Origin of the sequence: Pseudomonas sp. BF-RE-22, assembly GCF_019956155.1 — a bacterium.
GTDB lineage: Bacteria > Pseudomonadota > Gammaproteobacteria > Pseudomonadales > Pseudomonadaceae > Aquipseudomonas > Aquipseudomonas migulae.
The window spans coordinates 199960-225815 of sequence record NZ_JAHBDD010000033.1 but is presented as its reverse complement, the minus strand read 5'-3'; the positions used below and the strand labels follow the sequence as shown (position 1 = coordinate 225815).

The following is a 25856-nucleotide window of genomic DNA, read 5'->3' as shown; positions in this document are numbered from 1 at the left end:
CGGATTTGAGGCAGACTCCCTGGATTCCAACAGTTCGACAAGGCCCTCCCATGACCACTGCGTCTTCGGTTGACGAGCAACGATTTCGTAAACTCCTGAGCCGCAACGTCAGCCTGCCGTTGGGTGTCGGTGTGCTCAGCGCGGTGTTCTTTGTCTCGCTGATCACCTATCTGCTGTCGGTGATCCAGTGGGTCCAGCACACCGACCGGGTGATCAATAACGCCAATGAAGCGGTCAAGCTGACCGTCGATCTGGAGACCGGCATGCGCGGTTTCCTGCTCAGTGGCGACGAGAGATTTCTTGAACCCTACGAAACCGCCAAGCCGAGAGTCGCGGTAGCGGTCAAGACCTTGCTCGAACTGACGGCGGACAACCCGGTGCAAACCGACCGCCTGCAACGGCTCCAGGCCCTGCAGGATGAATGGGCGACTTACGCGCAGAACATGATCGACTTGCAGCATGCGGGCGGTGACTACCGCAGCGCCATCAAGGCCGGGCGCGGCAAACGCCTGACTGATGAAATCCGCAAGCAATTCGAAGACGTGATCGACATGGAGCAGCAGTTACGCGCCACGCGTAACGAAGAAGTGCGCCGCAGCACGATCTGGAGCATCAGCCTTTATCTGCTGTTCATTGTCGGCATCAGCGGGTTGCTCGCCTACATTGGCCGTCGGGATCTGCTCAACCTTTCGCAAAGCTACAGCGCCAACCTGGCCGCGCAGCAGGCCAGTGCCCATCGACTGGAACAGCAAGCCTGGCTGCGCAACGGCCAGACCGAGCTGGCCGAGCAAGTGTTGGGGCAACTGTCGCTCAATCTGCTAGGGCGCAACATTCTGCAGTTTTGCGCGCAATACCTCGGCACGGCGGTGGCGGCTATTTATGTACGTGAGGAGCATGGCGGCCTCAAGCGCATTGCCTCTTACGGTTTTTCCCGTGAGCAGGAAGCCCTTGAACAACAGATTTACAGCGACGAAGGGATTGTCGGGCAAGTGGCGCAACAGGCGAAGCTGATACGCCTCGACAACGTGCCAAGCAACTATTTCAAGGTCAGTTCCGGCCTTGGTGAAGGCTTGCCGCACAGCGTGCTGGTGGTGCCGACCAGCGATGACGATCGGGTCAACGGGGTCATCGAACTCGGCTTCCTGCGCCCGTTGAACGACCGCGACATCGAACTGCTCGAACTGATTGCCGGCAACATCGGCACTTCCATCGAGGCCGCGCGCTATCGTCAACGCTTGCAGGAAGTGCTGGCCGAAACCCAGCAACTCAACGAAGAACTGCAAGTTCAGCAAGAAGAGCTCAAGACCGCCAACGAAGAGCTTGAAGAGCAATCAAGGGTTCTCAAGGAATCCCAGGCGCACCTGGAAACCCAGCAGGTCGAGCTGGAGCAGACCAACGAACAACTTGCCGAACAGGCCCTGACTCTGGCCGAGCAACGCGATGCCATGGACCTGAAGAACACCGAACTCAATCAGGCCCAGGCCCAACTCGAAGAGCGCGCCGAAGAGTTGCAGCGCTCTAGCAAGTACAAGTCTGAATTCCTCGCCAATATGTCCCACGAATTGCGCACGCCGCTGAACAGTTCGTTGATCCTGGCCAAGTTGCTGGCGGAAAACCCGCAGGAAAACCTCAGCGCCGAACAGGTCAAATTCGCCGAGTCGATCTATTCGGCCGGTAATGATTTGCTGAACTTGATCAACGACATTCTCGACATCTCCAAGGTCGAAGCCGGCAAGCTGGATATGCGTCCGGAAAACACCAGCGTCGCCCGCCTTGTGGACGGTTTGCGCGGGATGTTCCAGCCACTGGCGACGGACAAGCAGCTGGATTTCCAGGTCGATGTGCAGCCCGGCGCACCGATGATGATTTTCACCGACCGCCAGCGTCTGGAGCAGGTGGTGAAGAATCTGCTGTCCAACGCGGTGAAATTCACCGAGAAAGGCACGGTCAGCCTGACCGTCGCCAGCCAGCCCGGCGACGGCATTGCCTTTATCGTCCGCGATTCCGGGATCGGTATCGCACAAGAGCAGCAGGAAAGCATTTTCGAAGCGTTCCGCCAGGCCGATGGCACCACCAATCGCCGTTACGGCGGCACCGGGCTGGGCCTGTCGATTTCCCGCGATCTGGCGGCACTGCTTGGCGGTTCCATCAGCGTCACCAGCGAACCGGGGCAGGGCAGTGTGTTCACCCTGGTCTTGCCGCAGCAATACGTTGAACCGGGCGAGACGCCGGTCGAGCCGATGCAGGCCTCACCGGTTGCGCTGACGCCGAGAGCACCGGCGCCTGCCCTGGTGCCGCTGATCGCCGAAGTCGATATCCCGCGTTTCGACGATGATCGAGGCAAGGCACCTTTCACCACTCGCTGCATTCTGGTGGTGGAAGATGAGTCAAACTTCGCGCACATCCTCTACGATCTGGCCCACGAACTGGGTTATCAGTGCCTGGTGGCCCATGGCGCCGACGAAGGTTATGACCTGGCGAAGGAATACATCCCCGACGCCATCCTGCTGGACATGCGCCTGCCGGACCACTCTGGCCTGACCGTGTTGCAGCGCCTGAAGGAACACGCGGAAACCCGACACATCCCGGTGCACGTCATCTCGGTCGAAGACCGGGTCGAAGCCGCGATGCACATGGGCGCCATTGGTTACGCGGTCAAGCCGACCACCCGTGAAGAGCTCAAGGACGTGTTTGCCCGCCTCGAAGCGAAGCTGACCCAGAAGGTCAAACGCGTGCTGTTGGTGGAAGACGACGACTTGCAGCGCGACAGCATTGCCCGGTTGATCGGCGACGATGACATTGAGATCACTGCGGTCGGCCTCGCGCAGGATGCACTGGACCTGCTGCGCACCACCGTTTTCGACTGCATGATCATCGACCTGAAACTGCCCGACATGTTGGGCAATGATCTGCTCAAGCGCATGTCCACCGAGGACATCTGTTCGTTCCCGCCGGTGATCGTCTACACCGGGCGCAACCTCACTCGCGATGAAGAGACCGAACTGCGCAAGTATTCGCGCTCGATCATCATCAAGGGTGCACGCTCGCCGGAGCGTCTGCTGGATGAGGTCACACTCTTTTTGCACAAAGTCGAATCGCGGTTGTCCCATGAACGGCAAACGATGCTCAAGACCGCGCGCAGCCGCGACAAGGTCTTCGAGGGTCGCAAAGTGCTGTTGGTGGACGACGATGTGCGCAACATCTTCGCCCTTACCAGCGCGCTGGAGCAAAAGGGCGCAATCGTGGTCATCGGCCGGAACGGTCGTGAGGCGATTGAAAGACTGAATGAAGTGGAGGACATCGATCTGGTGTTGATGGACGTGATGATGCCGGAGATGGACGGTTTCGAGGCGACGAGCCTGATCCGTCAGGACCCGCGCTGGCGCAAGCTGCCGATCATTGCGGTGACGGCCAAGGCCATGAAGGACGATCAGGAGCGCTGCCTGCAGGCCGGCTCCAACGATTACCTGGCCAAGCCCATCGACCTGGATCGCCTGTTCTCGCTGATTCGCGTGTGGTTACCGAAGATGGAACGCATTTAGTGGAACGCAATTATTCAGTGGAGCGAAGTAGCGAAATCGAATTGCGGTTGTTGATCGAGGCGATTTACCTCAAATACAGCTACGACTTTCGTGATTATTCCGGCGCGTCGATCAAACGCCGCGTCCAGCATGCGTTGAGCCAGTTCGAGTGCGCGACCATTTCGGCGCTGCAGGAAAAGGTGCTGCACGATCCAACCGCGTTCATGCAGTTGCTGCAATTGCTGACGATCCCGGTCAGCGAGATGTTCCGCGACCCTTCGCACTTCCTCGCCATTCGCCAGGAAGTGGTGCCGCTGCTCAAGACCTACCCCTCGATCAAGATCTGGATCGCCGGTTGCAGCACCGGTGAAGAGGTGTACTCGATGGCGATCCTGCTGCGCGAGGAAGGTTTGCTCGATCGCACCATCATCTATGCCACCGACATCAATCCGCGCTCGCTGGACAAGGCCAAGCAGGGGATTTTCTCCATGGAGAATGTCCGGGCCTACACTCATAACTACCAGCAGGCAGGTGGCCAGCGTTCATTCGCCGACTACTACACGGCGGCGTATGGCTACGCGATTTTCGACAAGAGTTTGTGTGAGAACGTGACCTTCGCCGACCACAGCCTGGCGACCGACAGTGTCTTTTCAGAAACTCAGTTAATTTCGTGCCGTAATGTTTTGATTTATTTCAATAAAAAACTTCAGGACAGGGCGTTCGGGTTGTTCCACGAATCCCTTTGTCATCGCGGCTTTCTGGTGCTGGGCAGCAAGGAAACCCCGGATTTTTCGGCCTTCGGCAACCAGTTCGAGCCGTTGGTCAAACAAGAACGGATCTACCGTAAATCATGAACAGTGCAGCGAAATTGCCTTCTGTGGAGGCTATCGTGATCGGGGCTTCGGCCGGTGGCGTGGAGGCGTTGCTGAGCATCCTCAGCCCTCTGCGCGAAGGCTTCGTGCTGCCGATCATCGTGGTGCTGCACCTGCCGGACGAGCGTCGCAGCCATCTCGCCGACGTGTTTTCCCGAAGAGTCGCCATGCGCGTAGTCGAGGCCCATGACAAGACGCTGATTGAAGCGGGCACGCTGTATTTCGCCACGCCGGGCTATCACTTGTCGGTGGAGCAGGACCGCAGCTTTTCCCTGAGCCTGGAGGACCGCGTGCATTATTCGCGGCCCGCCATCGACTTTCTGTTCTCGTCGGCGGCGGATGCCTACGGTCCCGCCCTGGCCGCCGTGCTGTTGACCGGCGCCAACCGCGATGGCGCCAGCGGCCTGGCCCAGGTCAAACAGCGTGGCGGTCTGACCATCGTCCAGGATCCGAAAGAAGCCCAAGTCGCGACCATGCCCCTGGCGGCGCTGGATGTTCACCAGCCAGACCATGTTCTCCCTATCAACGACATCGGCCGTCTGCTTGTCGAGCTGGAACGAATAGCATGCTAAGTAACATCCAAGCCAAACTGCTGATTGTCGACGATCTGCCGGAGAACCTGTTGGCGCTCGAAGCGCTGATCAAACGCGAAGACCGCATCGTCTACAAAGCCTTGTCCGCCGACGAAGCCTTGTCGCTGCTGCTGCAACACGAATTCGCCATGGCCATTCTCGACGTGCAGATGCCTGGCATGAACGGCTTCGAACTGGCCGAGTTGATGCGCGGCACGGAAAAAACCAAGAACATCCCGATTGTGTTCGTCAGCGCCGCCGGCCGTGAGCTGAACTATGCGTTCAAGGGCTACGAAAGCGGCGCCGTGGACTTCCTGCACAAGCCGCTGGATATCCACGCGGTCAAGAGCAAGGTCAACGTGTTCGTCGATCTGTTCCGCCAGAGCAAGGCCATGAAGCAGCAGGTCGAAGCGCTGGAGCAGAGCCGCCGCGAGCAGGAAGCGCTGCTTAAACAGTTGCAGAGCACCCAGCAGGAACTGGAGCAGGCGGTGCGCATGCGCGATGACTTCATGTCCATCGTCGCCCACGAAGTGCGTACGCCGCTCAACGGCCTGATCCTCGAAACCCAGCTGCGCAAGATGCACCTGGCGCGCGACAACGCCGCAGCGTTCACCCTGGAAAAGATGCACGCGATGGTCGATCGTGACGAACGGCAGATCAAAAGCCTGATTCGCCTGATCGAAGACATGCTCGATGTGTCGCGCATTCGCACTGGCAAGCTGTCGATCCGACCGACACGCTTCGATCTGTCGGCGCTGGTGCGCAACTTGTTACAAAATTTCGCCCCGCAGATCGATGCCGCCGAATCCTCGGTCACCCTGTACGCCGAGCATCCGGTGGAGGGCAATTGGGACGAATTTCGTATAGAACAGGTGATTTCCAACCTGCTGACCAACGCCTTGCGATACGGCGCGAAGAGCCCGATCACCGTGAAGGTGTACAGTGAGAGCGGTCAGGCGCGGGTGGACGTACGCGATCAGGGGATCGGCATTGGTGAAGAAAACCAGAAGCGTATTTTCCAGCAGTTCGAACGGGTTTCGGCCAAACACGCCGTCGCCGGGCTGGGCCTGGGGTTGTTTATTTCAGAACAGATTGTGACCGCCCATGGCGGTACCATTACCGTCGAGAGCCGGATTGGCGAAGGCGCCTTGTTTCGCGTTTGTCTGCCGCTGTAGGAAAACAGCCATTTAAACGCAACCTCTGATCGACCTCACGGTCGTATCAGCAGCTATTGACCGAACAAAGGCTACCCATGAGTGAAGATGCACAAGATGTCGTACTGATCGTCGAAGATGACCCCTCCATCCTGATGGTGCTGTCGGCCTACCTGTCGGGTGAGGGTTACCGGGTTTTGCAGGCCGAAAACGGCGAGCAGGCCTTCGAGATTCTGGCGAGCAAGCCGCATCTGGACATGATGATCACCGACTTCCGACTGCCGGGCGGGATCTCCGGCGTGCAGATCGCCGAACCCGCCGTGAAACTGCGACCGGAGCTCAAGGTGATTTTCATCAGCGGCTACCCGCAGGAAATCCGCGAGACCGACAGTCCGATCACGCGCACGGCGCCGATTCTGGGTAAGCCGTTTGATCTGGATGTGTTGCAGGAAATAATGCAGGACATGCTGTCCTGAGCATGGCTCGACAGGTTGTCCCAGACCTGTAGGAGCCGGCTTGCTGGCGATGGCGTAAGTTCTGACACTGCGCGTTATCGTTCTTCGCGGGCGAGCCTCGCTCCTACAATGCTGCGTCGTGTTGCCCCGATCCTGTAGGAGCCAGCTTGCTGGCGATGGCGACCGCAAGATCAACAATGATTTAAAGCCCTTGCTGCAGGGCGGGATCGTCCGGATTGAGCTGTTCGAGTTGCGCCAACAGAATCTGCACGTTTTGCAGTTGCCCGCTTTCTTTCCAGTAGTTGATCAACAACACCCGTGCCTTGCGGTCGGCCGGATGGCGCTGGACGATTTCCTGCAACTGTTTCTGCGCCGCTTCCAGCTCTTGTTCGCCGTGTAGCGTGGTGGCGAGGTCGTAGCGGTAATCCTTGTTGTCCGGTTCCAGCTCCACGGCTTTGGACAGGCCGAGCAGGGCGAACTCACTTTGCCCGTGATGCAGCAGCCAGAGCCCCAGGGCATGTTGCAGGTAGGCGGAATCGGGTTGAGCCTTCAATTGTTTGGCCAATAGCAACCGGGCGGCTTCGCCTTGGCCCTGTTTGTCCAGCACCTCGATCTGCATCACCAGTGCCGGCAGATTGTCAGGCGCAAGGCGCAAGGTGTTCTCGAGCGCCTGTTGCGCCGCCTTGAATTCGCCGTTGTGCAGATGCAGCCGGGCCAGCTGGTACTGGTTGTCCGCGCTGTCGGGCGCACTCGTGAGCACTTGCTCCCACGCGTCGATCGCCTGCTGCAACGGCCCAAAGTACAAACCAAGGTCATCCGGCGAGAGCCCAAGCAATGCGTTCACGGCGGTAAACCGCACGCTTTGTTCGCTGTCATCGAGCAACGGGCCCAACAGCAGGCTGCGCTGCCCGCTGGGGACTAAACCGCTGATGCTTTTGATCGCAGCGATGCGCACTTCGGCCGCCGGGTGTTGCAGGTCTGCGTCCGCCAGCTTCAGGGCGAGCGGGCTGGGATAATTGGGCAGTTCGGCATGCAGCCAGACACGGCGTTTGGGCGAAATGTCAGGGCGACCCAATTGCTGGTACAAAACCCGCGCTGCGCCCGGTTGCCCGGCCCGCGCCTGGGCCAGCGCTTCGCTGAAACCGCGCTTGATCGCCTCCGGCACCACGGGCGTTGTACTGCGCAGCAACAGCCACGCAAGGCCGATGGCAAACAGGACACAGAGGCTGATGATCAGGTAACGGCGGGACTGGGGCATGCAGGAATCCGGTAGCAGGCAAGCTTTTGCAAGGTTGCCAGCTTCGGTCAGGCCGGGCTGTGAGTCAAACCCTGAGGCCATTGCGCGGCGAATAGTCAGTATTTTTCCTACAAGTGCTGTCGACACTGAAACCCTGTCGAGCCGCTGAAGCAGTGACTACGCTTGCTGGAGATGACTCGATGAGCGTTCCCATGCAACCGCTGCTTCAATACTTCAAGGCAATACTCAACCCTGGCCCAGGGGTGGTGTTGTTCGCCTTGAGAACCATTGCGGCCGGGCTGTTGACGCTGTACCTGGCGTTCCTGTTCGACCTAGACCAACCCAAGTGGTCGATCATGGCGGTGGTCATCGTCAGTCAACCATTGGGCGGAATGGCCCTGGCCCGCAGTTTCGGTCAGGTCATCGGCACCACACTCGGGGCCGTCGTCGCGGTGGTGATCATGGCCATTTTTCCCCAGGCGCCGTTGCCTTTCATCGTGACCCTGGCCTTGTGGCTGGCGTTGTGTACCGCCGGCGGCACCTTGTTGCGCTACACCAGTTCCCAGGCATTTGTCTTGAGCGGCTACACGGCGGTGGTCGTGGCACTGTTGGCAGTACCTGATCAGGACGGCACGTTCCTGTTGGCCGTGACCCGCGTCACCGAAACCTTGTTGGCGGTGGCCTGCGTGTGTGTGGTCAGCCTGCTCACCGCGCGCCCGGAAACCGTGGCCCGGGACTATTTCGCCAAAATCGATCAAGTCATCAAGCTGCTGGCCACCCATGCCGCGGCGGTCATTCGTACCGAAGAAAGCGAGGCTGACTTTCACCGTCGGCAGATGCAACTGCTGGGGGAAATCAGCGCCCTCGAAGGTGTGCGCAGACATTTGTATTTCGACGCGCCACGGTTACGCAGCGCCAATGGTCTCGTGCAGCTACTGGGTAATCAGCTCGTGTTGCTGACCTCGCGCCTGACGGCGCTGCGTCACCAGCGAGAACTGCTGACCGAGCGTTGGCAAGGGGCATTACCCGAGGAAATCCAGCGTTTGCGCGCCGAAGAGCTGGCCTTCCTCGATCAACTGGCCCTGCAAGGGCGCTCGCTGTCGAGCGAGGCGCGGCACCATTTCGCGGCGCTGCAACAGCGTTTCGATGATCAGGCTTATAAGGCCGAACAACTCACCGAAACAATGCCTGCCACGTTGCGCTCCCTGGCCTGGGCACTGCGCTGGGAACAGGCCCGGATGTTGGAGCAACTGGGGCAGATGCTGGAGCTGAGCGACGCAATCCAGGAAGAGCGGGCGGCCAGTAGCGTATTCCGCGGCCAGGAAAATCCTTTGCATCTGGACTATACGCTGGCGGCAATGAACGCAATCCGCGCCTTTACTGCATTGGTGGTGGCCGGGTTCATCTGGATCGAGACCGGTTGGGACGGGGCTCGGGGCGGGATGATTGTGGTGGGGATTCTCTGTTCGCTGATGGCGACTTTCCCTCGGCCATTACTGGCCAGCCAAAGCTTTGCCAGGGGGTTGGGTCTGTCGTTGGTGGTGTCGGCGCTCTATCTGTTCTTGCTGATTCCGATGATCAATAGCTTCGAGCTGCTGGCCTTGCTGCTCGCTCCGTTGCTGTATGCCGTCGCGGTGGGGCTGTCGAGCCCGCCAACCACGGGCACCGGCATCGGCCTCGGATTGACGACGATGCTGTTGCTGGGCCCGCAAAACGTCGGCGTCGGGCAAAACACCGCGATTCAGTGGTTCGAGTTTGCCGGTGCCTATATCAGTGCCACCGCACTCGCTCTCAGTGTCTATGCCCTGATCTTCCCGTTCCGACCCGTCTTGCGGATGCGTCGGCTGTTCAATGAGAACTGCCAGCAGGTCTACGCTTTGCTGAAGACCCCGGCCACCGACGAGCAACAATTTGCGTTTGAAAGCCGCATGGTCGACCGCCTGACCATGATGTTGGGGTTGTTGCCGGCGATCAGTGACAAGCATTCCAGAGACCTGTTTGAAGTCAGCCTCGGGTGCATGGCACTGGGCGTGGCGTTGAATCAGCTCAGGCAACAGGCGCAAGACAACACGTTGTTGAGTACCGATCAATTGAACCGTTTGCTGGCGGCGGTCCGCGAAACAGGGCGATTGATTGCCGGGCGCGCCGGGATCGACATTGAACGGTTGCTGGAGAACCTGCATGTCCTGGGTGATGAAATGGACGACTTGCATCTGGACGTTCATGAACACCTGTGGTCGGTCTTCAGGATGCGCGTGGCGCTACTGATTGTGGTGTCGTTTCTGGAGCGATATCGCGCCTGGTTTCAACCCGCCGAACAGGAAGGAGACCCCATCCTTGCCCATTGACCTGGAAGTGGGCGGCGTCTATTTGCCGCCGATCGCGCAGGCGCTGTTGCTGGCCTTGCCGATTTTCCTGCTACTGGACTGGACCTTGCGCCGTCTCGGTGTGTTGCGGTTCGTCTGGCACGAAGCCTTGTTTGAAGGTGCGTTGTACGCCTGCGTTTGCGCGACGCTGATTCTGGTGATGGGAGCCTGATGCCTTGAAGAAGATCCTTGCCCGGCTCACAACAGTGGCGGTGGTGCTGCTGGCCTTTGTGCTCGGCTGGTTCGCCTGGGAGCATTACACCCGCGCCCCCTGGACTCGCGATGCACGGGTGCGGGCTGATGTGGTGACCTTGTCCGCCGATGTATCGGGTCGGATTGTCGCGCTGAGGGTTCAGGACAATCAGCATGTCGACAAGGGCCAGTTACTGCTGGAGATCGACCCGGCTCGCTACGTCCTCGCAGTGGAGCATGCCAAGCGTTCGGTGGAGGTTTCGAAGGCCACTCTCGGCCAATCCGAAGCAGCGATTGTCGCCAGCGAAGCGCTGCTGCGCCAGCGTCAGAGTGAAGAGCGCCGGCGGCGCACGCTCAAGCAACGCTTCGCGATTTCGGGCGAAGAATGGGAAAAGTCCAGCACAGAGGTGGCGGTAGCACAGGCCGAGTTGCTGCGTAACCAGGCCAACCTGGGGCTGGCGCAGGCCAATGTGCAATTGGCCGTCGCGGCCTTGACCCAGGCGGAACTGGATTTGCAGCGTACCCGGGTCGAAGCGCCCGTCAGCGGTTACGTCACCAACCTGCTGACCCGACAGGGCGACTATGCCGCGGCCGGGGGCGCATTGTTGGCGTTGGTGGACAGCGATTCGTTTTATGTCAGCGGTTATTTCGAAGAAACCAAGCTGCCGAGAATCGGGGAGGGTGATCGGGTCAGGATCGAATTGATGAGCGGCGAAACCTTCGGCGGCACGGTGCAAAGCATTGCCTTCGCCATCGCCGACCGCGAGAACCTGCCCGGCGGCCGCCTGCTGGCCAATATCAACCCCAGTTACACCTGGGTCAAACTGGCGCAACGGGTGCCGGTGCGGATAAAAATCGACGCCGACTATGCCGGCAAGGACAAACTGCGGGCGGGGACAACGGCCACCGTGACCGTGCAGGAAACCCGCACCTCCCAAAATCACCCCTGATCCCCCGTAGGAGCCGGCTTGCTGGCGATGGTCGTTAACGATAATGCGTACGGATTGTTTCACTGCGGCGCACTTGAGACCATCGCCAGCAAGCCGGCTCCTACAATGGACTGTGTTGAGGCTGAAAATGATGTAATCCTCAATACCAAAAAAAAGCCCCGCGACCGAATGAGGCGCAGGGCTAAAAAATTGGTTGGTTGCGACCAGCCAAAAGAGCTCTATAACGTGTTACTTGCTGGCGATCGTCTCTGGTTGCCAACCGCCACCCAGAGCCTTGTAGATCGCGACGATGCCGCGATACAGATCGACTTCGGCCTGGGCCTGAGTGTCTTCCGCCGCCAAACGTTCGCGTTGGGCATCGAGCAGGACAAGGAAGTCCGCCGTGCCTTCGCGGTAGCGAATTTCAGCGAGGTCGGCTGCCGCGCGGCTTGATTCACTCTGACGAATCAGCGAAATCAGGCGTTGCTGGCGTTTGCCGTAATCACTGAAGGCGTTTTCCGATTCTTCCAGGGCCAGCAGCACTTGTTGCTCGTAGGTCGCCAAGGCGCCTTCGGCATCCGCGTCGGCGCCGCGGATACGGGCTCGAACACTGCCCAGGTCAAACGCCGCCCAAGTGATACTTGGGCCCAGCGCCCAGGCGTTGGCCGCCGAGGATCCGATCTGCGAACCACGTCCGGCGGTCCAGCCGAGGAAGCCGCTGAGGCTGACCCGCGGGAACAGATCCGCCTTGGCCACCCCAATACGCGCCGTGGCCGAAGCCAGTTTGCGCTCGGCGCTGAGAACGTCCGGACGACGTTGCAGCAGTTCTCCCGGATTACCGATCGGCAGTGCCTTGGCAATCGCCGGCAAGTCTTTCGGGCTCAAGTCAACGGTCAGTTTGTCCGGACGTTCACCCAACAAGGTGGCGATACGGTTTTTCTGCCGAACCTGTTCGGCCTGCAATTGCGGCACGCTGGCTTCGACAGACGCCAGGCGTGCATCGGCGCGGACCACATCGAGCTGATCGCCGACGCCGGCATCGCGCAGGCTTTCGGTGATCTTGCGCGACTCCTGCTGGTTGTTCAGGTTAGCCAGGGCAATTTTTTCCCGCAGTTGCGCACCGCGCAGCTGACCGTAGGCGTCCACCAGTTCGGCAATCATGGTGACTTGCAGTTGGTACAGATCCGCTTCGGCCGCTTGCTGTTCGGCGTCGCTGGATTCCAGGTTGCGCTGGATGCGACCAAACAGGTCCAGTTCCCAGGCCATGTCCAGACCCAGGTCATAGCGTTCGCTATTGACCCGTTTGGTGGTCTCGCCCGGAATCTGGCCTTTGCCCAGATCACTGCTGACGCGGCTGGTGATGGTCGGCATGGCGTCATTGCTGACGTCATCGCGGATCGCCCGGGCCGCCTTCCAGCGAGCGAAGGCGACGCGCAAGTCACGGTTGCCTTGCAGCGATTGCGTCACCAACTGGTTGAGGGTCGGGTCTTCAAACTGCTGCCACCAGATGCCTTCGAAACGTGAGCGGTCGAAGTTTTTCTGACCCGCAGCGCCATCGGTGGCGGTGGTGATGTTGGCCGGTTCAGTGGCCGGGGTCTTGTAGTCCGGGCCGACGGCACAGGCGCTCAGGGCCAGTACCAGCAGGCTCGGCAGGAAGGCTTTCAGGCTCATTGTTGCGCCTCCAGTTTCAGGGCTTTGGCCGCTTTGCGCTGCTCGCCGCGTTCCACGAAATTACGGATCAACACGTAGAACACTGGCGTCAGCAACAGGCCGAAGAAGGTCACCCCGAGCATCCCGGAGAACACCGCCACACCCATGGCGTGACGCATTTCGGCACCGGCACCGCTGGAGAACACCAGTGGCACCACACCCATGATGAACGCGAAGGAGGTCATCAGGATCGGCCGCAGACGCAGGCGGCAGGCTTCAAGCACCGCAGCCAGCGGGTTCATGCCTTCTTCCTGTTTGTCCTTGGCAAACTCGACGATCAGAATCGCGTTCTTGCAGGCAAGCCCCACCAGAACGATCAAGCCGATCTGAGTGAAGATGTTGTTGTCGCCTCCCGAAGCAATCACACCGGTGATGGCCGACAGCAGGGTCATCGGTACGATCAGGATCACCGCCAGTGGCAGGCTCCAGCTTTCGTACTGCGCCGCGAGTACCAGGAACGCCAGCAATACGCAGAGCGGGAACACGAACAGTGCGGTGTTGCCGGACAGAATCTGCTGGTAGGTCAGGTCGGTCCATTCGTAGGTCATGCCGTTCGGAAGTTCTTCCTTGAGCAATTTCTCGATGGCTTTTTCGGCCTGGCCGGAGCTGTAGCCTGGGGCTGCCGCACCGTTGATTTCAGCGGTGATAAAGCCGTTGTAGTGCATCACGCGGTCCGGGCCCGAGGTGTCGCTGACCTTGATGAAGGTCGCCAGCGGGATCATCTCGCCTTTGTTGTTGCGCACTTTCAGCTGACCGATCTGGTCCGGTTCGAGGCGGAACTGCTGCTCGGCCTGGACGTTGACCTGATAGGTACGACCGAAGCGGTTGAAGTCGTTGGCATACAGCGAACCCAGGTAAATCTGCAGGGTGTCGAAGATGTCGCTGACGGCCACGCCGTGAGTCTTGGCTTTTTCCCGGTCGATGGCGGCATCGACTTGCGGCACGTTCACCGTGTAGCTGGTGAACAGGCCTGCCAGTTCCGGCACACCGTGGCTCTTGGTAATGATGTTCATGGTTTCTTTGTACAGCTCGTCGTAGCCCAGGTTGCCCCGGTCTTCGATCTGCAGGCGGAAACCACCGATGGTGCCCAGGCCTTGTACCGGCGGCGGCGGGAAGATCGCCATGTAGGCTTCCTGAATCCCGGCGAACTGGCCGTTCAATGCACCGGCAATCGCACCGGCGGACATGCTCGGGTCTTTACGCTCGTCGAACGGTTTCAGGGTCACGAACACGATGCCGGCGTTAGGGCTGTTGGTGAAGCCGTTGATCGACAGGCCCGGGAACGCTACAGCACTTTCCACGCCAGGCTGTTTCAGTGCCAGGTCGGACATGCGTTTGATCACGTCTTCGGTACGGTCCAGGCTGGAAGCGTCCGGCAGTTGCGCGAAAGCCACCAGGTATTGCTTGTCCTGGCCAGGTACGAAACCGGTCGGGGTGTGGGCGAAACCGAAGAAGGTCAGCACCATCAGGCCTGCGTACAACAGCAGGGCAATACCGCTGCTGCGGATAACCCGGGCTACGGTGCCGACATAGCCATGGCTGGCGCGTTCGAAGAACCGGTTGAACGGACGGAACAGCCAGCCGCCCAATAGTTTATCAAGCACTTTGGTAAAGCGATCTTTCGGCGCACTGTGGCTCTTGAGCAGCACGGCGGCCAGGGCAGGGGACAGTGTCAGCGAGTTGAACGCCGAGATCACGGTCGAGATGGCAATGGTCAGGGCAAACTGTTTGTAGAACTGGCCGGTGAGTCCGGAAATGAACGCCGCCGGGATAAATACCGCACACAGCACCAGCGCCGTCGCGATGATCGGCCCGGTCACCTCTCGCATGGCTTTCTTGGTGGCTTCTACGGGCGTTTCTCCCAGCTCGATGTGCCTTTCCACGTTCTCCACCACCACGATGGCGTCGTCCACCACGATACCGATGGCCAATACCAGGCCGAACAGCGACAAGGCGTTCAGCGAGAAGCCGAACAAGTGCATCACTGCAAATGTACCGATCAACGAAACCGGCACCGCCACCAACGGAATGATCGAGGCACGCCAGGTTTGCAGGAACAGGATCACGACCAGAACCACGAGGATCAGTGCTTCGAAGAGGGTGTGAACCACCGCTTCGATGGAGCCGCGCACGAAGATCGTCGGGTCATAGACGATGCTGAAATCCATGCCTTCCGGGAAGCTCTTCTTCAGCTCCGCCATCTTGTCGCGCACTTCGTTGGAGATTTCGATCGCGTTGGAACCAGGACGCTGGAAGATCGGGATCGCCACCGCCGGCTGGTTGTTCAGCAAGGAACGCAGGGCGTATTGGCTGGAACCCAGCTCGACGCGCGCGATGTCTTTCAGACGGGTGATTTCACCGTTGTCGCCGGAGCGAATGATGATGTTCTCGAACTCTTCTTCGGAAACCAGACGACCCTGAGTGTTGACCGACAGCTGGAACGCGGTGGCATTCGGCGCAGGCGGGGCACCCAAGGCACCGGCAGCGACTTGACGGTTTTGTTCGCGGATCGCGGTTACGACATCGGTCGCGGTCAGATTGCGCGAAGCGGTTTTGTTCGGATCGAGCCATACCCGCAACGAGTAGTCGCCCATACCAAACAGCTGCACATCACCGACACCGCCCAGACGCGCCAGCTCATCCTTGATGTTGAGCAAGGCGTAGTTGGACAGGTAGAGCATGTCGTAGCGTTTGTCCGGCGAGGTCAAGTGCACGACCATCGTCAGGTCGGGCGATGCCTTGTCCACGGTGATACCGATGCGCGTCACTTCTTCTGGAAGTTTCGGCTCGGTCCGGGTCACGCGGTTCTGCACCTGCACCTGTGCGTTGTCCAGGTCAGTGCCCAGCGCGAAGGTGATGGTCAGGGTGATCTTGCCGTCAGCGGTGGACTGCGAGGACATGTACAGCATGTTCTCGACGCCGGTGATGGCTTGCTCCAGAGGAGCGGCCACGGTTTCACCGATGACTTTTGGGTTGGCACCCGGGAAGTTGGCACGGACCACAACGGTCGGTGGCACGACTTCCGGGTATTCGCTGATCGGCAACTGGAACAGCGAGATGGCACCGGCGATCAGGATCAGCAGCGATAGCACCGCTGCAAAGATCGGCCGTGAAATGAAGAATTGGGAAAAATTCATCGGAGTCGTTATCCCTTAACCGCGTGGGGTTGCAGCAGCCAGTTTCACAACCGAGCCCGGCGCGACCTTGGCAGGTGCGACTTGGGGCAGGTTGCTGGCTTCCAGCGCTTGTCGTTGTTGTGCGAGTGCCGCGAGGGTTTGCTCGCTGGCCATCGGGATCACTTCAGGGGTGACTGGCGAACCGGGACGTACCCGTTGCAGGCCCTTGACGATGATCGTGTCGTCCTTGTTCAAGCCGTTGCGCACGATGCGCAGCCCTTCGATTTTCGGACCCAGCTCGACCGCGCGGTAGGCGGTTTTGTTGTCGGCATCCATCACCAGCACGAACTTTTTACCGAGGTCGGTACCGACCGCTTCATCGTTGATCAACACGGCGGAGTAGGTGCCGCTGCCGACCAGTTTCAGACGCGCATAAAGGCCCGGGGTGTAAGCGCCGTCGCTGTTGTCGAACACTGCGCGGCCACGGATGGTGCCGGTTTTCGGGTTGACCTGGTTGTCGACGAAGTTCATCACGCCCTGGTGCGGGTTGCCGTCTTCGTTGGACAGGCCGAGGTAAACCGGAGTGGTTGCACCACGTTTGCCCTGGCGAGCGAGTTGGGTGTATTTGAGGAACACACGCTCGTCAGCGTCGAAGTAGGCGTAGACCTTGTCGGTCGACACGACGCTGGTCAGCGCGGTGGTATCGGCGGTCACCAGGTTGCCGGCGGTGATTTCGGCACGGCTGACACGGCCGCTGATCGGTGCGGTGACGCGGGTGAAGCTCAGGTTCAGTTTCGCCAGGTCCAGTTGTGCCTGAAGGGCACCGACTGCAGCGCGGGCTTCTTGTGCAGCACTCGTGCGCGAATCGGCCAGCTCGGCGGAAATCGCGTTGCTGGTACGCAGGCGCTCACCGCGCTGGGCTTCGTTTTCGCTGCGGGTCGCATTGGCGCGCGACTGAGCGACCAGCGCTTCGAGACGGCGGACCTCGGCCTGGAAGGGACGCGGGTCGATCTGGAACAGCAAGTCGCCTTTCTTGACCAGTGCGCCTTCGGTGAAGGCAACGTCATCGATCTGACCGGAGACCCGTGGACGAATCTCTACCGTTTCCGGCGCTTCAAGGCGCCCGGTGAATTCGTCCCACTCATTGACCGGTTGTTCCAGCACCTTGGCGACACTGACTTTCGCCGCAGGCATGGTCGCGGCAGACTCCGGAGCCTTGCCGCAAGCGCTCATCACCACTACGGCCAGCAGGGCCAACGGGAAGCGCAAATGTTTGAGTGACTGTTCCATGGATGCATCCGCCAATGTATTGAGATGGGCGGATGATGCTCGGCGGGGGTGGTATCGCACGAATCGAATGAAGCGAAGGTAACTATCATTCGGAATGATATAAGCGCCGTGCGAGCCCTCTAGCATGCACCTCGGGTTGGAACGCGATCAATGTGTTTGACGGCAATTCTGTGTTGCGGGGAATGCAAGGAATCGGCGTGAGACCGAGTCGCTCCCTTCGCGGGCAAGCCTCGCTCCTACAGTTGATCGCATACTCCTGTAGGAGCGAGGCTTGCCCGCGAAGAGGCCATCAGCGCCAACAGAAGATCAGGATCAGGCCAAACTATCCGGATCCCCAAAGAACATTTTGACAGGGCTCTAGGACGGTTGTTTCAGGTTGCAAAAAAAGAGTTGTGCCCCCATTTTTGCCCCCACTTGCACCGACTGTGCTAGCGATCGTGAATGGCGATTACTGATAAACACCAGTGTGGCTATGTTTGGCTTTCGGTGTACTCCCTCAAGTCAGTATTTAATCTTTCTTGTGACTACATCAGTGCTATGCAGATCGGGCAGGCCCAAAGCATTACCGACCAGCCCAAGCTCGCCTCGGCAGGTATCCAAATCAGCATCCATATCCTCGCGCATTTCATTCATCTGTATGCGTCCACTTTCTCACCAGTTGCCGATCTTCTGGCAGCTTCGCCAGCAAAGGTAGTAGCTGACCTGTGGCACTTCAAAGCTGAAGATATGAACTTCAATTTTGAGCAAGAAAAAAGCGCCGATCACGATGCTTAGTTAACAGCGCACTCAAGCCAAGACACTGCAGATAGAGCTGTTCATCGGCAGTGCGCAGACGAAGTTTGCCAAGACCAAGCAGCAAGTACCTGGTTTCACCGGCAATGAGTGGCATACGGTGCTGTGAGTCATGAATGTTCTGCATCAGGGGCGAGGGCGTTATGACGAGATCGCCTCGGAATTAAGTGCCAAGGATGTGCAAAATGCCTTGAAAAAGCTTGGCTGGCCAACCTAAAAGTCTCGGTTCAAGCAGTCGATGCTGCCGTGCAGCGCTTGGACAACAGGGGCAAATTAAAGGGGGGCAAGATTTGACTCCCCTGGCACCTAAGGCGTTTTGACATCACTCTGTCTTTGTGAGAAAAGTCCTGGCTCCAGCATGGCCATACCCAGGGCAGCGCGAGCGAGCGTCGGATTACAGGAGTAGAGCGTGAAAATCGGTGTTGATTTCGGTACGAGCTTTTCCAGTGCTGCGGTTTGCATAAATGGCAAGGTTCAGTACATCACGTTTGGCCAGGATCAGCAGTTTCGCACTGCGGTGTTTTTCCCGGATCGGCACGTAGATGAATCGCTGTTCAGCCTCACTGTCGAGTACGAACGCGAGATCGACAACGCGATCAGGGCCCGTAAAAGCCGCTATTCACAACAGCTGTCCGATTATGAGATGCGTTTTGCAGCGGTGGTCAGCGAGGAGCGCAAAAGGGCGCGCGAGGGCGACCTGTATTCTCCCCAGGAGAAAGAAGCGCGGCGTTCGACACTGATCAAGCCTCGACGTTTCTCCGACGAAGAGATGCGCCAGGCAGAGCTCAACGCTATCCGCCGGCGCTGGCGCGATCAGCAACGCGAAAGCATCGCCCAGGAAGGTCTGCACGTCAGGCAGGCGACAGGTGTGTTCGGTGAAGATGCCATAGATGCGCTGTACAACAGCGAACTTGGCAGGATATTCCAGTCGCCCAAATCCATGCTGGGCTTCAAGCTGGAGCAGCCTTATTTGGACGTTGTGACCAGTGTGGTGGCGCAAATCCTGGCGCATATCCGCCGCGCCGCCGAACAGCAGCTGGGTACTGAAGTTCGATCGGTGGTACTCGGGCGACCTGTCGAGTTTCGAGGCACGGGGGCTAGCGTCAATCACCAGGCCCCGCAGCGTCTGCTGGAGCAAGCGGCGAGGGACGCAGGCTTTACCCAGGTTGAGTTTCTCGAGGAACCCTGCGCTGCTGCCTTGGCTTATCACGTCGGCGAGCCTGTCGCACACGAGGCGCTCATCATCGATATGGGCGGCGGAACTACCGATGTCGCTTACGCAACAGTCGGTGGCAACGCTGCCATGCCAGTTATCCATCGCGTCTGGGGCAAAGGGCTCGGCGGGACGGACGTGGATGTCGAGCTGTCCATGCGCGTGGCTATGCCTTTGTTTGGCCACGGGAATGAGCATGGGCTGCCGTTGTATGCCTACCGCAGTGCCGCAAAGGTTGCCGATTTGAGCCGCCAGCAGGCGTTTCTCAAGTATTGCATCAAGCGTGTGGTCGAGCCCTTCAAGACACGCCTGGAAATTCTGGGTGAAAAGGGCGCGACCGTCAGGCTTAACCGGGATGTCGAACAGCTCAAGATTGAATTGAGTGACGACCGTACTGCTGGCCTCTCGCTCGACTTCATTGAACAGGGTTTGGCGGTGCATGTTGAAGACGTTGCGCTGACCACAAGCGCGCAGGGTTTCCTGGACAAACTTGGGCAACTGCTCGAACAGGTGCGTAACGACCTCCCAGAGGCCAACCCTGTCATCTTCATGACCGGTGGTATGTCCAGGGCGCCTTATGTGCAGGACTGCGTGCGCAAGTACTTCGGCCTGTCGCGGATAGTCTTGGGCGATGCGTCGTTTGGTGTCGTGACCGGGCTTGCGCAGTTTGCCCAGCCTTTCGAAGCGGCAGACCCGGTGCAAGAAGAAAAACGCATGACCCAGTTGCGCGAGCGGTATGCGCGGGCTGTGGCGCACGCTGACGAGTCGGCAGCCCTCTACCAGAACAAAGTGGATGACTTCGAGCGTCAACTGCAGGTGCAGAGGAACATTTTTGCCGGCACCAAAATTGCCAAATACCTGGACCTTCTCGAAGAGCAGGTGAGCAGTACCTATGAGGCCAACCAGCTGGCAGGCTGGCTGCCGCACGGCGACAAGTTCACTGAGCTCGAGTATTTCGAAGCGCTCGTTCGCCAGGACCGTGGCGCCCGGCGCTACACGTCGTTGGCCAATGTGCCTGGGTTCTTGCGCCATGAGTTCGAGGATTGCGACGAGGACTCTTTCCGATCTTATGCCGATGAACTCCGGCAGGAATGTCGGAATGTCTACGGCTGGGTGACCGAGTCGCGGGAAATCATGGAAGACCAACCGGGCTTCGACGATTTCTTCGATGAGCTCGGGTCCTGGCCCGACGAAGTAGTAGCGAAGAAACGTCATGCCGACCTGGCGCTTACACTGTTTGATAATCTGTATGAAGGTTGGCAGCGCTGCCAGAAGGCAGGCCTTGATTTGCTGCAAATGGCCAACTACCGCACCGATGACTTCGACCCCACCTTGCAGTAAGAGCTGCGGGATTCTTGATAGTCCCCGCTCGTAACCTATGTAGTGCCACTGGTGCAGCAAAGCCTGTGCTGCCTGGTCGTGCTGTCGATATCCTTCGTTTTGAGTAATCCCATGCGGTTGAGCCAATACCTGACTGAATATGATGAAGACCTCAGTGGCGACAGCCAGATCGATCCGTTGGGCGTGCTGATCATCTGGTCTGCCTTTGGCCAGCAGATTTTTCGCAACCGGGTCAACTCGGTTTCGAACGATGTACGGAACTACACGCTCAATCTGTTGCATCATGCCGTTATCAAGGACTTGTTGGACGATGTTGATACCAGCCTGAGCAAAGCGTTGGACGAGCAGTCTGGTGGGCGCCATGGCCTGGCGCTGCGCCAGGCTTGCCTGGTCTATCTGGAAAACATTTTCACGTATGCCGTGGTGACTGCGGCGCCCGACTCGGGCGTTGACAGTCAAGGCGTGCTGGGTGCCAGCAAAGCCCGTGCACGCCTTGAGGTCGACAGCAACCCGTTTCTGCGCTTCACCCATAAAACAGCCGGGCACCTGTTGGTACGTCAGTTAGGCTTGGGTGTGAGTGGGCGCTACAAGACGCCGTTCATGCAAATAGGCTTCTTTAACGACCGCTATAACTACCATTACAGTCAAGAAGCAGCGCAGTTGTGGTTGAAAGTTAAGGCGATGATTCAAACTCACGCGCCGTTCAGCGTGTTGTTCCAAGAAGCACGCATGCATTTGCAGGGGCTTTTCCGGGGCTTCAAGGCAGGTGGCGGCAGTGCGCTCAAGCAAGTACCTGACAGCCTCATTGAGGCCTACCGAAGGGCATTGCCAAACTCGGCGCAAGTAGGCGCTGACACGCGCGATTTCTGGTTGACCTTGACCGGCCTCGACACTGGCGCTGCGGGCGCTCTGCTGCAGGTACTGGATGATCAGGCACAAAACTATCCAGGCAGTGACATGCCGATCCAGCAGTTGTTCTCCGTGGCCGAAAAAAACTGCAGCGAAGCGCCGGAGCGGCGAAAGCTTGTGCACGTGCAGCAGGTTGAACCACTGCTTGCGCAGGCCGATCTGCTGTTTACGCTGGCCTGCCATGGCCGGCACCAGAGCCTCGACGAAATCGAGGCGCACTGGCGAGGGCTGGGGCGCGACGCCGGTACCTTGCCGGCTGCCGCCGCGCGTATCGACGCGCATCCAGAACTGCTCGACATTCCTTCGCACACCGGCCGCCGGCGGCTGGAGCGGCTCATGCGCTTGGCGCGTCAAGAGCGCTTCAGCGACCAGCTCCGCGACCTGATGGGCTACCACGCGGCGGTGATGCGCGAGCGTGGCCAGTTGCCCTGGGTGCAAATCGAGCAGGCCGAAAAGGTCAAGCTCAATGCACGCACCAAGGCGTTGCCAGAGGCGCAAAATACGCCCATGTATCGCTGGGTGAACACCTACTACATCCACCAATTCAACAATCTGGTGACCGGTTATCGGGGAGGCCAGGCATGAAACTGCATTCAGCTTTCGCCGAGCAAGTGAAGGCCTGCGGCCAGTTGCGCAGGGTATGGCTCACCAGTTTCAACATCGATATCGAATTTATCGAAACCTATGTGTTGCCAACTGTGCTGGGCGCCGAGATTCCCCGCACGCGCATGGAGTACGAGGCGCTTCAGTTGGCCCTGACTGAGCAGGAAATCGATCTGAGGGTCTTTTGTGATCGACGTTTCATCGGTGCCGACCAGAACAAGCGCACGGCGCTCCAGGTGCACGGTGTCTGTACTGCGCAAAAAACGGAGTGGAGCTACCCAGGCGTTGACGCAGACAGCCTGTTGCATGCAAAGGTGATCTACCTGGAAGGTGACCAGGGGCGTGTGCTCGGCGCGGGCAGTGCCAACCTCACGCTCAGCGGGTGGGCGCGCAATCAGGAGGTATTCCACTTCCAGCCGATCGACGCGTTTTCGCTTTATCAATCCGTCAAAGTGTTCTTCCAGGCTCTGTTTAACAATGTGGGTACACCGTGCCCCTTGGAGAACAGGCGCAGTAGCTCGTTCGCCAGCGCTGAGTCATCCGTGCAGTTCTGTCACAGTTTTCAGAGGCAACCGTTTCTGGCGCAATTGCTGGGCGAGCGTGCTTGCCATCACCTGGCCGTCTGGTCCCCTTATCTACCCAAGGATCTGGCACAGTTTGTCAGCCACCTTAAGCGCAGCTACGAGCAGCCGCGCATGAAGGTCAGTCTGGTGCCTGATCGGCTCGATGGGCAGTTCCTGCGCACCGGTTGGACCGAGGCGCTTGGAGATCTTCTCGCCAACGATGAGTTGCGCTTGCGGCACAACCCGAGCACGGTTGATGACCGCTCGCCGATGACCCATGCCAAGCTTTGGAAAACCTCCACGCACCTGGCCATCGGCTCATGGAATTTCACCCGGGCGGGCAGTAACTCGCTGCTCGACTCACGGGGCAAGCGGTTACCCGGCAACAACATCGAGGCGGGGTTCATCCTGGCGAACAACAGTGCCGTGGAAAGCGTCCTCGGCCCCACGATGGACACCAGCCCGGCGTCGTTCTTGAGCGCTGAAGCATTGCAGGCGCAAGCGTTGCAAATCCCGCAGAACCTTCCCTTCGACATCGTGGTGGCGTTTGACTGGGCAGAGCAGGTGTACCAACTGCGCGGCCAATGGCATACAGCAGGAGAACCGGACCAAGGGTATCGGATAAAACTGCCGGACATCGACGTTGCAATCGCGCTTGGCTGGAAACCCCGCAGCCGCGAACTGCGAGAGTGCAGGGTGCCGGTGGCGAACGCGCACGCGCTGTTGTTCGATCACAGCTTCCAGGTGCTCAAGGACGGCCGGGTGTGCTTCGTGGGCATGTTGCTGGAGACTACCCCCGAGTTCCGTCGCGCGCAGCGATACGACGACCTACTTGGGTTGGTCGACGCCATGGCGCAGATCGACATTGTGCCCAACCAGGATGATGTCGGTTTCCGCGTGCGCGAATCAGAGACGGGTGAGCTACAGGTCGATGGTGGGAGCGCCGACGAAGACACTGGATCAAGCGAGCAAGACGGTTCAGCCCCTGCACACATCAGCTACTTCCGGCTATTCACAGCGAGCTACCAGTTTGCGGCCCGGTTGCATGGGCTTGAACAGTTGTCGGCGCTCGAGCAGTGGGTATTCGTGCGACCGGGATGCCTGCAGGAATGGGTAGACAAGACCCGCCAGCGCCTCAGCGGGTCTACGCCCAATGTCTTCGACTGGTTCCTGGCCCAGGAGGTTAGCGGGCTCTGCAAGCTGGCGTTGGCGCTTCGTCATCGCCTGCCCAAGGGTGACCGCAAAATTGCCTTGACGCGTTGGCACACACTGAAGGTCGATATGCCGCCGTTACCAGCCGAGGCCAACGATGATTATCGGCAAACGCTCGAGCAGGAATTTGGCAGATTGGAAAGCAAGTGGGGTGGGGCATGAGTCGATTTGAAGAGAGCGTGCTGACCCCTGAATCCGTGTCGCAGTGGATCAACTTCAAAGGGCGCAAGGATCCTGACTGGCGCTATCTGGCAGATGATCGCCAGTCCATGGCAGCCAAGCAGACCGAAGGGGTCGCCTACCTGTGGAACCTGTTGGCAGCGGACAAGGTGGCGCTGCTGGCGGATGAAGTCGGCATGGGCAAGACTTTCCAGGCGCTGGGTGTGGCGGCATGGCTGTGGAAAAACAAGCCTGATGCCAAGGTGTTGGTGATGGCGCCCAACCGACATTTGTGCGGGCATTGGCGCAGGGAGTTCGAAGGCTTCGTTCGCGAGCACATTTGCCAAACCGAGACCACCGATGGCATGCCGGTACCTACGGTCTGTGAGCGCTACAAGCTGGAAGACCTGGTGCAGGCGGTGCAAAACGATGAAGGGCAGTTTTACCTCACCACTGTCTACGCGCTCAGTGGCTTGCTCGACCCCGAGCGGCGCGCTGAAGGTGCTCAGGGGGCAGGCAGGATCGCTGCCGATTTTCATCAGCAGTTGAAGCAGCACCTGGGCCCCTCGGGGTTTGACCTAATCATCGTCGATGAGGCGCATTACCTGCGCAACGTGTCGGGTGGATCGCAGCGCGTGAGTGCCGCAAGGGCACTGTTTGGCAACGCTGGCAGCCGCCTGGGCGCCTGGAACCTTCTGCTCACCGCGACGCCCAGCCATACCCGGCTGGACGATGTGCAGAACATCCTGGGTTATTTCACCCGGATCGATCGTGACGCAGGCCTTGAAGCCATGAACGGTGCCGAACACACTCGCCATTTGCTGCAACGGCACGCCTTGCGGCGTTTGCGACTGATGGAGGGGCAGGGCGGTTTGTATGGCAAGCGGCATTACCGCCACGAAAAAGCTGTTCCTGCAAGCTTCGATGGGCGCCCGGATGCCGAGATGTTCTTTGCCCTGTATCAGAAGCGGTTGGTGGCCGACCTGGGCCGGCAGAAGGAGAACAAGAGCCTTACCTATGGCTACCTGGAAGGATTCGAGTCTTTTGGCTGGAAACCGCAGATCGGCGTTGGCGGCGATGGCGGCGATGCAGATTACCAGGACGCGGTCGAAGATCGGGTGGTCGAGGATTTCACCAAGGCCACCGATACCGAACTGTTGCGTGACCTCACCCGCAGCTATCACGATCAGTTTCACACCTTTCCCGATCATCCCAAGTACGGCTTGCTGATAGACCAGTGCGTGCCCAAGGCAGTGGGTGACCTCTGCACCGCGCTCGAAGACTTGAAACACCTGATTTTCGTTCGGCGTATTCCCTCTGTCCGCGAGTTGACCCAGCGCATCAACGAGCGCTATGACGAGCTGTTGGCCGGCATAATTGTCAATGCATGGGGCAAGCAAGCGGACGATCCGGCAGTCAAGCACTGGCGCGATCAGGGTTGGTCGCGCGATGGCTATACCCAGTTTCTTAAAGGCGTGAAGCATTCGTTTGCCGAAGTGGACGCGCACGAGGAGGCAGAGCAAGACGAGGGAGAGGGAGAGGGCACGCAACTGGCGTCGCGGATTGCCGAGCTGTTCGTGGTCAAGAAAGGCGCTGGTGGGCAAACCGATTGTGCCAATGTGCGCCTGCGCTTCAGCAAACCGGAAAGCG

Annotated in this window: 16 protein-coding genes and 1 pseudogene; 13 read left to right on the top strand and 4 right to left on the bottom strand. The window is 59.2% G+C overall.

The window, feature by feature from the left end:
- Nucleotides 1-50 precede the first annotated feature (50 nt).
- The 5 genes from KGA82_RS17570 to KGA82_RS17550 all read left to right on the top strand — a co-directional run bounded on the left by KGA82_RS17570 (nt 51) and on the right by KGA82_RS17550 (nt 6595).
- Nucleotides 51-3542, top strand: coding sequence for a response regulator (locus KGA82_RS17570; RefSeq protein ID WP_008044274.1), 3492 nt, complete (start codon nt 51-53; stop codon nt 3540-3542).
- Nucleotides 3542-4375: a CheR family methyltransferase gene (locus KGA82_RS17565; protein ID WP_008044275.1), complete on the top strand. Its 834-nt coding sequence runs from the start codon at nt 3542-3544 to the stop codon at nt 4373-4375. Before KGA82_RS17570 ends, KGA82_RS17565 begins: the two co-directional genes overlap by 1 nt.
- Complete coding sequence (locus KGA82_RS17560) at nt 4372-4965, top strand: chemotaxis protein CheB (RefSeq protein ID WP_223451561.1); 594 nt, start codon at nt 4372-4374, stop codon at nt 4963-4965. Before KGA82_RS17565 ends, KGA82_RS17560 begins: the two co-directional genes overlap by 4 nt.
- Nucleotides 4959-6140 carry a hybrid sensor histidine kinase/response regulator gene (locus KGA82_RS17555; RefSeq protein WP_223451560.1) on the top strand — a complete coding sequence of 394 codons (1182 nt, stop codon included), beginning with the start codon at nt 4959-4961 and terminating at the stop codon, nt 6138-6140. The genes KGA82_RS17560 and KGA82_RS17555 overlap by 7 nt, the downstream gene beginning before the upstream one ends.
- Before the next feature lie 77 nt (nt 6141-6217).
- A complete protein-coding gene (locus tag KGA82_RS17550; protein ID WP_008026542.1) occupies nt 6218-6595 on the top strand; it encodes a response regulator in 378 nt (125 codons plus the stop codon).
- Nucleotides 6596-6776: 181 nt separating this feature from the next.
- On the opposite strand, the gene KGA82_RS17545 is transcribed toward KGA82_RS17550, so the two are convergent.
- Entirely contained in the window at nt 6777-7832 is a 1056-nt protein-coding gene (locus tag KGA82_RS17545; RefSeq protein WP_223451559.1) for a tetratricopeptide repeat protein, read from the bottom strand.
- A gap of 179 nt (nt 7833-8011) precedes the next feature.
- Between KGA82_RS17545 and KGA82_RS17540 the strand changes: the two genes are divergently transcribed.
- The 3 genes from KGA82_RS17540 to KGA82_RS17530 are packed head-to-tail and all read left to right on the top strand — an operon-like array spanning nt 8012 to nt 11319.
- On the top strand, nt 8012-10159 hold the full coding sequence (locus KGA82_RS17540) for an FUSC family protein (protein ID WP_223451558.1): 2148 nt from the start codon (nt 8012-8014) through the stop codon (nt 10157-10159).
- Entirely contained in the window at nt 10149-10349 is a 201-nt protein-coding gene (locus KGA82_RS17535) for a DUF1656 domain-containing protein (protein ID WP_008026537.1), read from the top strand. The genes KGA82_RS17540 and KGA82_RS17535 overlap by 11 nt, the downstream gene beginning before the upstream one ends.
- 4 nt (nt 10350-10353) lie before the next feature.
- Nucleotides 10354-11319, top strand: coding sequence for an HlyD family secretion protein (locus KGA82_RS17530; RefSeq protein WP_223451557.1), 966 nt, complete (start codon nt 10354-10356; stop codon nt 11317-11319).
- A gap of 228 nt (nt 11320-11547) precedes the next feature.
- Here the strand turns inward: KGA82_RS17530 and KGA82_RS17525 are convergent, their stop codons facing one another.
- From KGA82_RS17525 to mexE, 3 genes are read right to left on the bottom strand one after another with little or no spacing between them, the layout of a single operon-like run.
- Entirely contained in the window at nt 11548-12969 is a 1422-nt protein-coding gene (locus tag KGA82_RS17525) for an efflux transporter outer membrane subunit (protein WP_223451556.1), read from the bottom strand.
- A complete protein-coding gene (locus KGA82_RS17520) occupies nt 12966-16145 on the bottom strand; it encodes an efflux RND transporter permease subunit (RefSeq protein ID WP_008044286.1) in 3180 nt (1059 codons plus the stop codon). Before KGA82_RS17520 ends, KGA82_RS17525 begins: the two co-directional genes overlap by 4 nt.
- Before the next feature lie 15 nt (nt 16146-16160).
- Nucleotides 16161-17414: a multidrug efflux RND transporter periplasmic adaptor subunit MexE gene (mexE, locus tag KGA82_RS17515; RefSeq protein WP_008026285.1), complete on the bottom strand. Its 1254-nt coding sequence runs from the start codon at nt 17412-17414 to the stop codon at nt 16161-16163.
- Nucleotides 17415-17855: 441 nt separating this feature from the next.
- On the opposite strand from mexE, the gene KGA82_RS17510 reads away from it, so the two are divergent.
- The 5 genes and pseudogenes from KGA82_RS17510 to KGA82_RS17490 form a co-directional block, all read left to right on the top strand.
- Nucleotides 17856-18188 (top strand): hypothetical protein, encoded by a 333-nt coding sequence (locus tag KGA82_RS17510; RefSeq protein ID WP_223451555.1) that lies wholly within the window; start codon nt 17856-17858, stop codon nt 18186-18188.
- A gap of 427 nt (nt 18189-18615) precedes the next feature.
- On the top strand, nt 18616-20760 hold the full coding sequence (locus tag KGA82_RS17505; RefSeq protein WP_223451554.1) for an Hsp70 family protein: 2145 nt from the start codon (nt 18616-18618) through the stop codon (nt 20758-20760).
- A 51-nt stretch (nt 20761-20811) separates the two neighbouring features.
- Entirely contained in the window at nt 20812-22254 is a 1443-nt protein-coding gene (locus KGA82_RS17500) for a hypothetical protein (protein WP_223451552.1), read from the top strand.
- Nucleotides 22251-24209 (top strand): hypothetical protein, encoded by a 1959-nt coding sequence (locus KGA82_RS17495; protein WP_223451550.1) that lies wholly within the window; start codon nt 22251-22253, stop codon nt 24207-24209. Before KGA82_RS17500 ends, KGA82_RS17495 begins: the two co-directional genes overlap by 4 nt.
- Nucleotides 24206-24943, top strand: a pseudogene (locus tag KGA82_RS17490) (DEAD/DEAH box helicase family protein); the annotation flags it as partial. The gene KGA82_RS17495 and the pseudogene KGA82_RS17490, both read left to right, overlap by 4 nt.
- Between the last annotated feature and the right edge of the window lie 913 nt (nt 24944-25856).

Excerpts from the sequence above, each read along its gene's own strand:
- KGA82_RS17545 (WP_223451559.1), bottom strand. The coding sequence starts at position 7,832 with ATGCCCCAGTCCCGCCGTTACCTGATCATCAGCCTCTGTGTCCTGTTT.
- KGA82_RS17570 (WP_008044274.1), top strand. The coding sequence starts at position 51 with ATGACCACTGCGTCTTCGGTTGACGAGCAACGATTTCGTAAACTCCTG.
- KGA82_RS17510 (WP_223451555.1), top strand. The coding sequence starts at position 17,856 with ATGGCGATTACTGATAAACACCAGTGTGGCTATGTTTGGCTTTCGGTG.
- KGA82_RS17550 (WP_008026542.1), top strand. The coding sequence starts at position 6,218 with ATGAGTGAAGATGCACAAGATGTCGTACTGATCGTCGAAGATGACCCC.
- KGA82_RS17525 (WP_223451556.1), bottom strand. The coding sequence starts at position 12,969 with ATGAGCCTGAAAGCCTTCCTGCCGAGCCTGCTGGTACTGGCCCTGAGC.
- mexE (WP_008026285.1), bottom strand. The coding sequence starts at position 17,414 with ATGGAACAGTCACTCAAACATTTGCGCTTCCCGTTGGCCCTGCTGGCC.
- KGA82_RS17555 (WP_223451560.1), top strand. The coding sequence starts at position 4,959 with ATGCTAAGTAACATCCAAGCCAAACTGCTGATTGTCGACGATCTGCCG.
- KGA82_RS17560 (WP_223451561.1), top strand. The coding sequence starts at position 4,372 with ATGAACAGTGCAGCGAAATTGCCTTCTGTGGAGGCTATCGTGATCGGG.
- KGA82_RS17495 (WP_223451550.1), top strand. The coding sequence starts at position 22,251 with ATGAAACTGCATTCAGCTTTCGCCGAGCAAGTGAAGGCCTGCGGCCAG.
- KGA82_RS17520 (WP_008044286.1), bottom strand. The coding sequence starts at position 16,145 with ATGAATTTTTCCCAATTCTTCATTTCACGGCCGATCTTTGCAGCGGTG.
- KGA82_RS17540 (WP_223451558.1), top strand. The coding sequence starts at position 8,012 with ATGAGCGTTCCCATGCAACCGCTGCTTCAATACTTCAAGGCAATACTC.